General features: G+C 63.4%; 8 protein-coding genes and 1 pseudogene. All 9 read left to right on the top strand.

Annotated elements, in window-relative coordinates:
* A pseudogene (locus RCH91_RS14965) lies at positions 1-534 on the top strand (radical SAM protein); the annotation flags it as partial.
* A 244-nt stretch (positions 535-778) separates the two neighbouring features.
* Positions 779-2866 (top strand): flagellar biosynthesis protein FlhA, encoded by a 2088-nt coding sequence (flhA, locus tag RCH91_RS14960; protein ID WP_306535779.1) that lies wholly within the window; start codon positions 779-781, stop codon positions 2864-2866.
* The gene (gene flhF / locus RCH91_RS14955; protein WP_306535778.1) at positions 2856-4199 is read left to right on the top strand and encodes a flagellar biosynthesis protein FlhF; all 1344 of its coding nucleotides are present in this window, start codon (positions 2856-2858) and stop codon (positions 4197-4199) included. The genes flhA and flhF overlap by 11 nt, the downstream gene beginning before the upstream one ends.
* Complete coding sequence (locus RCH91_RS14950; protein WP_306535777.1) at positions 4196-5131, top strand: MinD/ParA family protein; 936 nt, start codon at positions 4196-4198, stop codon at positions 5129-5131. The genes flhF and RCH91_RS14950 overlap by 4 nt, the downstream gene beginning before the upstream one ends.
* Positions 5128-5880, top strand: a complete 753-nt coding sequence (locus RCH91_RS14945) for a FliA/WhiG family RNA polymerase sigma factor (protein ID WP_306535776.1) — start codon at positions 5128-5130, stop codon at positions 5878-5880. The genes RCH91_RS14950 and RCH91_RS14945 overlap by 4 nt, the downstream gene beginning before the upstream one ends.
* Positions 5881-5884: 4 nt before the next feature.
* Positions 5885-6613, top strand: a complete 729-nt coding sequence (gene flgF, locus RCH91_RS14940) for a flagellar basal-body rod protein FlgF (RefSeq protein ID WP_306535774.1) — start codon at positions 5885-5887, stop codon at positions 6611-6613.
* 88 nt (positions 6614-6701) lie between these two features.
* Positions 6702-7490, top strand: coding sequence for a flagellar basal-body rod protein FlgG (gene flgG, locus RCH91_RS14935; protein ID WP_306535772.1), 789 nt, complete (start codon positions 6702-6704; stop codon positions 7488-7490).
* Between the two features lie 92 nt (positions 7491-7582).
* The gene (flgA, locus tag RCH91_RS14930) at positions 7583-8293 is read left to right on the top strand and encodes a flagellar basal body P-ring formation chaperone FlgA (RefSeq protein WP_306535770.1); all 711 of its coding nucleotides are present in this window, start codon (positions 7583-7585) and stop codon (positions 8291-8293) included.
* Positions 8294-8303: 10 nt separating this feature from the next.
* Positions 8304-8975, top strand: a complete 672-nt coding sequence (locus tag RCH91_RS14925; protein ID WP_306535769.1) for a flagellar basal body L-ring protein FlgH — start codon at positions 8304-8306, stop codon at positions 8973-8975.
* Positions 8976-8988 lie beyond the last annotated feature (13 nt).

Here is an 8988-nt window from a genome sequence, read left to right as displayed (position 1 = left end):
CTGCGGATACTGCGGGAAAAGAGGCTCCGGATACTCTACTTCGGACTGGAGTCGGGGGATGACGCGACGCTTGCGGCGGTGAACAAGGGGTTTACGGCGGAGAAAATGGCGCAGGAGGCCCTGAAGGCCCGGGAGGCGGGGATGAAGCTGTCGGTTACGGCCATCCTGGGGGTAGCGGGCCGGGGGCGGAGCCTCGAGCATGCCCGGGCCACGGCCGCATGGGTGAACCGGGTGAATCCCGAGTTCTTTTCGCTCCTCACCCTCTTTCGCCGGCACAACGAGAAATTCATCGATTCATTGGACCAGTGTACTCGCCGCGAGCTCTTGGCCGAGGCCCGCGAACTGCTGACGCACCTCTCCCCCCAGCGGACCATTCTCCGCTCCAACCATGTCTCCAACTTCCTGGAGCTTTCGGGAAGCTACCCCAAGGACCGGGAGCGGCTTATCGCTTCCGTTGAGGAAGCCATTGCCCATCTTGAGGGGATTCCGGGGTACCTGGACGAGGTGCCGGAGTACGGGGAGGAGTACTACTGACTCAAGGAATCAACCAGGCAGGACACACCCCGTCAAAACCTTGACCGAAACATTTCAAAATGCCGTACTTATGACCGGCTATGGGTCTTATCGGCTCAGCTGCGCATTTCTTTAGGCATTTCCCGCCCAACGCCATTACCTTCTCCGCGTTCCAACATCATCTCTTTCTCTCTATCTGGCACAACGGTTGCACAATTACGGGTGAGCTTTCAAAGGGCTTGAATTCTCAAGGAGATTTTACCCTATGGCACACCCGGCGGCCGAAGCAATCGATCTTCAGCCAGCAACAAGCAATTCGGACATCTACATGGCCGTGGCGCTTATCGGCGTCCTGGCCCTGATGATCGTGCCGCTGCCGGCGTTTCTCCTCGACGTCTTCCTTGCCGCAAACATCACCATTGCGCTGGCGATCCTGCTGGTGGCCCTCTATACGCAACAGCCCCTCGATTTCTCGGTCTTCCCGTCGGTGCTGCTGGTCACGACCCTCTTCCGCCTCGCCCTGAACGTGGCCGGCACGCGGCTCATCCTCCTCCACGGCAACGAGGGGACCGAGGCGGCGGGGCATGTGATCAAAGCCTTCGGCCAGTTCGTGGTGGGGGGGAACTTCGTGGTGGGGGCGGTCATCTTTCTCATCCTCGTCATCATCAACTTCACGGTCATCACCAAGGGCGCCGGCCGGGTGGCCGAGGTGGCGGCCCGCTTCACCCTGGACGCCATGCCTGGCAAGCAGATGGCCATCGACGCCGACCTCTCCTCGGGACTCATCAACGAGAAGGAGGCCCGCCGCCGCCGCTCGCGGGTGTCGCGGGAGGCCGATTTCTACGGCTCCATGGACGGTGCCAGCAAGTTCGTGCGCGGCGATGCCGTTGCCGGCATCCTGATCATGCTGGTGAACATCATCGGCGGTTTCGTCATCGGCGTCTGGCAGAACGGGATGCCCCTTGAGACGGCCCTCTCCAATTATACGCTCCTCACCATCGGCGAGGGGCTCGTGGCCCAGATCCCGGCCCTCATCATCTCCACTGCCGCCGGTATCATCGTGACCCGCTCGGCCGACGAGAAGAATTTCGGCCACGAGATCACCGGCCAGTTCCTCAACTACCCCAAGGCCTTCTACGTCTCCTCCGGGGTCCTCTTCGCCTTCGGCCTCATTCCGGGGCTCCCCCACTTCGCCTTTTTCCTCCTTTCGGGGATCGCCTTCCTGGGAGGCCGTGCCGCCAAGGAGATCCCCCAGGTGATGGAGGACGAGCTGACGGCGCTCCCCATGTCGGCCGAGTCCGGCGAGACCGGGGACCAGGCGGCGATCCGCCCCCTCGACATGCTGGAGCTGGAGGTGGGCTACGGACTGGTGCCCATGGTGGATGCGGCCCAGGAGGGGGAACTCCTGGAGCGGATCCGCTCCATCCGCCGCCAGTACGCCCAGAAGATGGGGTTCGTGGTGCCGCCGATCCATATCCACGACAACCTGCAGCTGAAGCCCCACGAGTACAACGTCCTCATCAAGGGGGCCAAAGTGGGTGGCGGCGAGCTGGCGGGACAGTACCTGGCCATGGATTCCGGCGCCGTGGCCAGTCAGGTGGAGGGAGTCCGGACCACCGAGCCGGTCTTCGGCCTGCCGGCCATCTGGATCAGGCCCGAGGCGAAGGAGCAGGCCCAGCTCTTCGGCTACACCGTGGTGGACAGCACCACGATCATCGCGACCCACATCAGCGAGATCATCAAGAAGCACGCCCACGAGATGGTGGGGCGCCAGGAGCTGCAGCAGCTCCTGGACAACCTGTCGTCCAGTTTCCCCAAGGTGGTGGACGAACTGGTGCCGAACCTCCTGAACCTCGGCACGGTGCTCCGGGTGGTGAAAAACCTCCTGCGGGAAGGGGTCTCCATCCGGGACCTGCGGACGATCCTGGAGACCCTGGCCGACTACGGCGGGCTCACCAAGGACCCGGAAATGCTTACCGAGTTCACCCGCCAGGCCTTGGGGCGCTACATCGTCGACCAGTACAAGCGGGACGACGAGACCCTCTGCATCATCAGCCTCGACCGCCGGGTGGAGGAGATCGTCGCTGAGGGGATCCAGCCGTCGGAGCAGGGGAGCTATCTGGCCATCGAGCCGAACACGGCCCAAGTGATCCTCTCGGGCATCCGGCAGGAAATCGAGAAATTCAATCAGGTGGGGACCACTCCGGCGCTCCTGGCGTCGCCGTCCATACGGCGGCACGTGAAGAAGCTCACCGAGCGGTTCGTCCCGAACCTGGCGGTGCTGTCTCACAACGAGATCCCGTCCAACGTCAAAATCCAATCGTTAGGGGTGGTAACTCTCAATGCTGGTTAAAACATTCGAAGCGGTGGACATGTCGGAGGCCCTCCGGATGGTCAAGGCAGAGCTTGGCCCGGACGCCATGATAATCTCCTCGAAGAAAGAGCGTCGGGGAGGAATCCTCGGGCTCTTCTCCAAGCAGGTGGTGCAGGTGACTGCGGGGATTGAGATGAAACCCCGCCAGCCGGCGCCCAACCCGTACCGGGAGGCCCAGGAACAGCATCTCTCCGCCAAGGAGATGATGGAGAGCTCCATGCTGGCCCCCCTGGCCCGGGAGCTGAAGGACCTGCGGGAGCGGGTTGAGGTCCTTACCCGCAAGGAGGCGGCCGCCAAGGCTCAGGCGGCGGCCCAGACCACGCCGGCGGCTGAGCAGATCGTCCGGGCGGCGCCCGCCGCCGACGTGCCGAAGACGATCCAGAAGCAGGACCTGGAGGAGATGAAGAAGCTCCTCTTCAAGACCCTGGCCGCCAAGGAGGCCGGCGAAGGGGTCACCCCCGCCGAAAAGGCCGAAGTATTCGCAAAGCCGGCGCCAGCCGCTGCCGACGGCGGCAAGGGGGGCTTCAGGGGTGCGCTTCGGGTGATCATGGGCGAGCTTCACCGCAAGGGGCTCGAGCGGGGTGCGGTGCGGACGGTCATGGAGCAGGTGGAGCCCGAGGCAAAAAAAGGGGGGACCGTCGAGGCGATCCGCTCGTTCCTTCCCCAGGCATTTACTACCGTCATCAAGTGCGCCGGTCCCCTGGCCCTCAAGAAGAACAGCCCGCGGGTCATCGCGCTGGTGGGCCCCACGGGGGTCGGCAAGACCACCACCATCGCCAAGCTGGCGGCCCACTACGCCCTGCGGGAGAATCACCGGGCGGCGCTCATTACCATCGACAACTTCCGGGTCGGCGCCGTGGAGCAGCTCAAGACCTACTCCCGCATCATGGGAGTTCCCGTGGAGGTGGCGTCAACGCCGGCGGAACTGGAGGCGGCCATCGAGCTCCACGCCGACAAGGAACTGATCCTCATCGACACGGCCGGCAGGAGCCACAAGGATAACGAGAAGATCGAGGAGCTGAAGGGGTTCCTGGAGTCGCGGTTCGCCATGGAGATCCACCTCTGCCTCGCGGCCACCACCCGTGACCGCGAGCTCCAGGAGGTGGTGGAGCGGTTCGGCATCCTCCCCATCTCCCGCGTCATCTTCACCAAGCTGGACGAGAGCGAGAGCTATGGCACCATTGTCAACGCTCACCTGCGGACCAAGTTCCCGCTCTCTTACTTCACCACCGGGCAACGGGTGCCCGAGGATCTGGAAATCGCGACTCCCGGCAGACTTGCCGGGCTCGTCCTGGGGGAGATCAAGGAATGAACGTCACGGCGACGACCGGAGACCAGGCCGACAGCCTTCGGCAACTGGCCACCTCCGTAAGCAAAAAGCGCAAGGCCACGGCGGCGCGATCCCACGATGGGCAGAACCAGAAGGGAATCAGGGTCATCTCCGTGACCAGCGGCAAGGGGGGGGTCGGCAAGAGCAACGTCGTCGTCAACCTTGCCCTGGCCCTGGCCAGCCGGGGGAAGAAGGTCCTGATCATCGACGCTGACCTGGGGCTCGGCAACATCGACGTCCTCCTTGGCCTGACCCCGGACTTTACCCTGAACGATGTCTTCGCCGGGAAGAAGCGGCTTGAGGAGATCATCACGGAAGGGCCGGGCGGGATCAGGATTATCCCGGCCGGGTCGGGGCTCCCCGATTTCACCTCCCTGGGGCTCCAGGATCGCGTCAAAATCATGGATGAGCTCGACGCCCTGGAGGAGGATTTCGACATCCTCATCGTCGATACCGAGGCGGGAATCTCCGACAACGTCGCCTACTTCAACACCGCCTCCCAGGAGATCGTGGTGGTGGTAACGCCGGAGCCCACCTCCATCACCGACGTCTACGCCCTCATCAAGCTCTTGGCCACGCGGCACGGGGAACGCTATTTCAAAGTGCTCGTCAACATGGCCCGCGACACCGACGACGCCCTCCAGGTCTTTGCCAAACTCTCCAACGTGACGAGCCGGTTTCTTGACATCTCCCTGGACTACCTGGGGTGTGTCCTGCGGGACGACGCCATCCTGGAAGCGGTCAAGTGCCAGACGCCGGTGATCGAGCTCTGCCCCGACTCTCCTGCCGCAGGGTGCTTCACCACGCTTGCCCGGCGGATTCTGGAAAATGGCGGCGAGCGTCGGCTCAAAGGAAACGTGCAGTTCTTCTTCAGGAGATTCCTCGGCGCCGACGCCGGAACGGAGAACGTATGAACTGTCTGGTAAAGGCATACGAGCAAGAGGCTCAGCGTTCGTCGGCCCAATCCCGCGACGAGCTGATCGTAACCCATCTGCCGCTGGTCAAGTTCCTGGTGGGGCGAATTGCCTCCCAGCTCCCCCCCCACCTGGACCAGGAGGACCTGATGAGCGCCGCCGTCATCGGCCTCATCACCGCCGCCGAGCGTTTCGACCCCTCCCGGGGGGTGCAGTTCAAGACCTTCGCCGAGCAGCGGATCAGGGGGACCATCATCGACGAGCTCCGCTCCCAGGACTGGCTCACCCGGTCGCTGCGCGACAAGTTCAAGAAGCTGGAGCGGGAATTCGTCAAACTCGAACATCGGTTCGGCCGCAACCCCACCAGCGAGGAGGTGGCCAAGTCCCTGGAGATCAGTGTGGACGAGTACCACCAGATGCTTGAGGAGATCCACCTTCTCTCCTTCGTGAGCCTCGACGAGTCGTGGGAGGATGAGGACGGCAGCCCCTTCGGGCTCTTGGACATCCTGGAGGACAAGGGGATCGAGAACCCCCAGAGCCAGCTCATGGCCCGGCAGATGCTCGACTCGCTCACCGAGGCCATCGAGGGGCTCCCCGAGAAGGAGCGGCTGGTGATCACCTTCTACTACTACGAGGAACTGAACCTGAAGGAAATCGGCGCAGTGCTGGATCTGTCCGAATCACGCATCTCCCAACTCCACAGCCAGGCCATCGTCCGCCTCAGGGCGAAGATGAAGAACATGAGGTGAACCCATGAACAGCGGCATCTATTCGGCACTCACGGGGAACATCGCGGCCATGAAACGGCTCGATGTCCTGTCCAACAACCTGGCCAACGTCAACACCCCCGGTTTCAAGAAGGACCGGATGACCTTCGAGAGCATGCTCCAGGCGGTGGGCGCCCAGCCCCGCCCGGGCGGCGGCACCGATGCGCCTGTCTATGCCGAAACCGCCTTTTTCACCGACTACTCGGCCGGCTCCGTGAAACAGACCGGCAACACCTTTGACCTGGCCATCGACGGCGACGGCTTCTTCGCGGTCACCACGGCGGACGGGCAGCGGGCCTACACCCGCCAGGGGAACTTCCGCCTCGATGCGGGCGGCCGGCTCGTGACCGCCGATGGCGCCCGGGTGGCCGGAGGCATCATTATTGCTGGGGGTAAGGTGGAGATCAACGGCGAGGGCGAGGTCTTCGTGGACGGGGGGCAGGTGGGGCGGCTGGAGGTGGTCGATTTCCCCAAGCCCTATGCCCTCCAGAAGATCGGCAGCGGCCTCTTCGTGCCGGCCGACCCCCAGGCCACGCCCCAGCCGGTGACCGGCGAAAAGGTGCGGCAGGGAGTCATCGAGGAGTCCAACGTGAACACCGTCCAGGAGATGGTGCAGCTCATCGAGACGAACCGCTACTTCGAGATGTGCTCCAAGGTGGTCAAGGCCTACGACGACCTGACCGGCAAGGCAGCCAACGAGATCGGGAAGATCTAATGTGATTCCGTAGGGGCGGGGTTCCCCCGCCCAGGGCGCGGAAACCGCGCCCCTACATGGCGTACAGGTGAGAAAAAAGGAGAAAAACATGATCAGAGCATTGTGGACGGCGGCCTCAGGGATGCAGGCCCAGCAGACGAACATCGACGTCGTCGCTAACAACCTGGCCAACGTCAACACCGCGGGGTTCAAGAAGAGCAGGGCAGACTTCCAGGATCTCATGTACCAGAACATGAAGACCACCGGAGCCCCCTCCACCAACTCCACCCAGATCCCCTCCGGCATCCAGATCGGCCTTGGGGCCAAGCTGGCGTCGGTGACCAAGATCTTCACCGAGGGGAACATCAACCAGACCGGCAACGAGCTCGACATCGCCATCGAGGGGGACGGCTTCTACCAGATCCAGATGCCCGACGGAACCACCTCCTATAGCCGTTCCGGCAGCTTCAAGCGCGACAGCCAGGGGAGGGTGGTCACCTCCGACGGCTATCCCCTGATCCCCGAAATTGTCATCCCCAACAACGCCACGGCCATCAACATCGGCAACGACGGGACCGTGTCGGTCTCCCAGGCGGGGCAGACGAGCCCCACCAACGTGGGGAACATCCAGCTGGCCACCTTCTCCAACCCGTCGGGGCTCCTGGCCCAGGGGAAAAACCTCTTCCAGGAGTCCGACGCCTCGGGCAACGCCACCACCGGCACGCCGGGCCAGAACGGCCTCGGCACCACCGCCCAGGGGTTCCTGGAGATGAGCAACGTGAGCGTCATGGAAGAGATGGTGAACATGATCACGGGGCAGCGGGCCTACGAGGTGAACTCCAAGGCGGTCCAGACCGCTGACGAAATGCTCCAGACGGCCAACAGCCTGAAACGGTAAGAGGCGTAGCTGACGTGATGCCCCTCACCCGGCCTTCGGCCACCCTCTCCCCAAGGGAGAGGGGCTGGGGGTGAGGGGATACAGGAAGTGATATGAAGCACGCAATAACGATACTCGTTCTCATAATGGCTTTGGCCTCAACCGCCATGGCCGCCCCGGCCACCCAGACCATCCCCAATGCCCGGGTGAAGGAGGCCATCGCCGAATTCGTCCGGCAGAAGACCGATGGCCTCGGCATGGAGACGACCCTGCGGCGGATCGGCTACCAGGGGGACCTGAAGCTCCCCGCCGGGGAGGTCAGTTTCGAGGTGGCGGCACCGAACCGGTGGGAAGGGTGGGGGAGGGCGAACCTTGCCCTCATCGTCCGGGTAAACGACCGGGTGGAGCGCAATATCTCCGTTCCCGTGGAGGTGGAGGCCTTTGCCGACACGGTGGTGGTGCTCCGCGCCCTGGAGCGGGGCGACGTCATCGGTACAGCGGACGTTACGGTACAGCGGCGCGACCTCTCGACCCTCACGGGGCGGGTCTACCGGAGCGCGGATGAGGTGGTGGGGAAGCGGGCCCGGGTGCCCGTACGTGCCAACATGCCGCTGCGGGGTGACCAGCTCGAAAAGGTGCCCCTGGTCAAGAGCGGCCAGCTCGTCACAATCATCGTCGAGAACCAGACCATGCGTCTCACCGCCACCGGCAAGGCCCGGGGCAATGGCGCCGATGGGGACATCGTCATGGTCCAGAACCTCGGCTCCCTCAAAGAGGTGCCGGCGCGGGTAGTGGATTCGGGAACTGTCCAGGTGGACTTTTAGGAGTACGTCAGTGAACCGATTGGCAGTGTCAATACTTTGTCTCGCCCTGGCGGGGTGCGCCATCGAGAAGGCGGAAGTGAGGACCCCCTCCTTCGATGAGCAACTTCCGGCGCCCCGGCCTTCCTACACCAACGGCTCCATCTGGCAGGCGTCCAACGCAGGCCTGATCGACGATCACAAGGCCCGGAACCGGGGAGACATCATCACCGTTCTGATCGTGGAGCAGGCAAGCGCCAGCAAGGAAGCCACCACCGATACGGACCGCCAGGCCAACATTTCGGCGAGCATACCCTACCTCATGGGGCTTGAGCAGCAGATCGCCAAAATGACGAGCGCGGACCCCAACAACCTTCTGGGGGCCAGCACCAGTTCCAAGTTCGAAGGGAGCGGCGCCACCACCCGCAAGGAGAACCTGGTGGCCACCATGACGGCAAAGGTCACCGACGTCCTTCCCACCGGCAACCTGCTCATTGAGGGGCGGCGCAACGTGAAGGTGAACAACGAGGACCAGATCCTGATCCTCCAGGGAACCATCCGTCCCCGGGACATATCTCCGGACAACACCATCAACTCCACCATGATCGCCGACGCGCGGATATCGTACACCGGCAACGGTGTCATCAGCGACCGGCAGCGGCCGGGATGGTTGTTGAACATTCTGGACTATATCTGGCCCTTCTAGTGGAGGGAAACGC

It is taken from the genome of Geobacter sp., assembly GCF_030834625.1.
Taxonomy (GTDB): Bacteria; Desulfobacterota; Desulfuromonadia; order Geobacterales; family Geobacteraceae; genus Geobacter.
This window is presented reverse-complemented; position numbering and strand designations above follow the sequence as displayed.

Excerpts from the sequence above, each read along its gene's own strand:
- flhA (WP_306535779.1), top strand. The coding sequence starts at position 779 with ATGGCACACCCGGCGGCCGAAGCAATCGATCTTCAGCCAGCAACAAGC.
- flhF (WP_306535778.1), top strand. The coding sequence starts at position 2,856 with ATGCTGGTTAAAACATTCGAAGCGGTGGACATGTCGGAGGCCCTCCGG.
- RCH91_RS14950 (WP_306535777.1), top strand. The coding sequence starts at position 4,196 with ATGAACGTCACGGCGACGACCGGAGACCAGGCCGACAGCCTTCGGCAA.
- RCH91_RS14945 (WP_306535776.1), top strand. The coding sequence starts at position 5,128 with ATGAACTGTCTGGTAAAGGCATACGAGCAAGAGGCTCAGCGTTCGTCG.
- flgF (WP_306535774.1), top strand. The coding sequence starts at position 5,885 with ATGAACAGCGGCATCTATTCGGCACTCACGGGGAACATCGCGGCCATG.
- flgG (WP_306535772.1), top strand. The coding sequence starts at position 6,702 with ATGATCAGAGCATTGTGGACGGCGGCCTCAGGGATGCAGGCCCAGCAG.
- flgA (WP_306535770.1), top strand. The coding sequence starts at position 7,583 with ATGAAGCACGCAATAACGATACTCGTTCTCATAATGGCTTTGGCCTCA.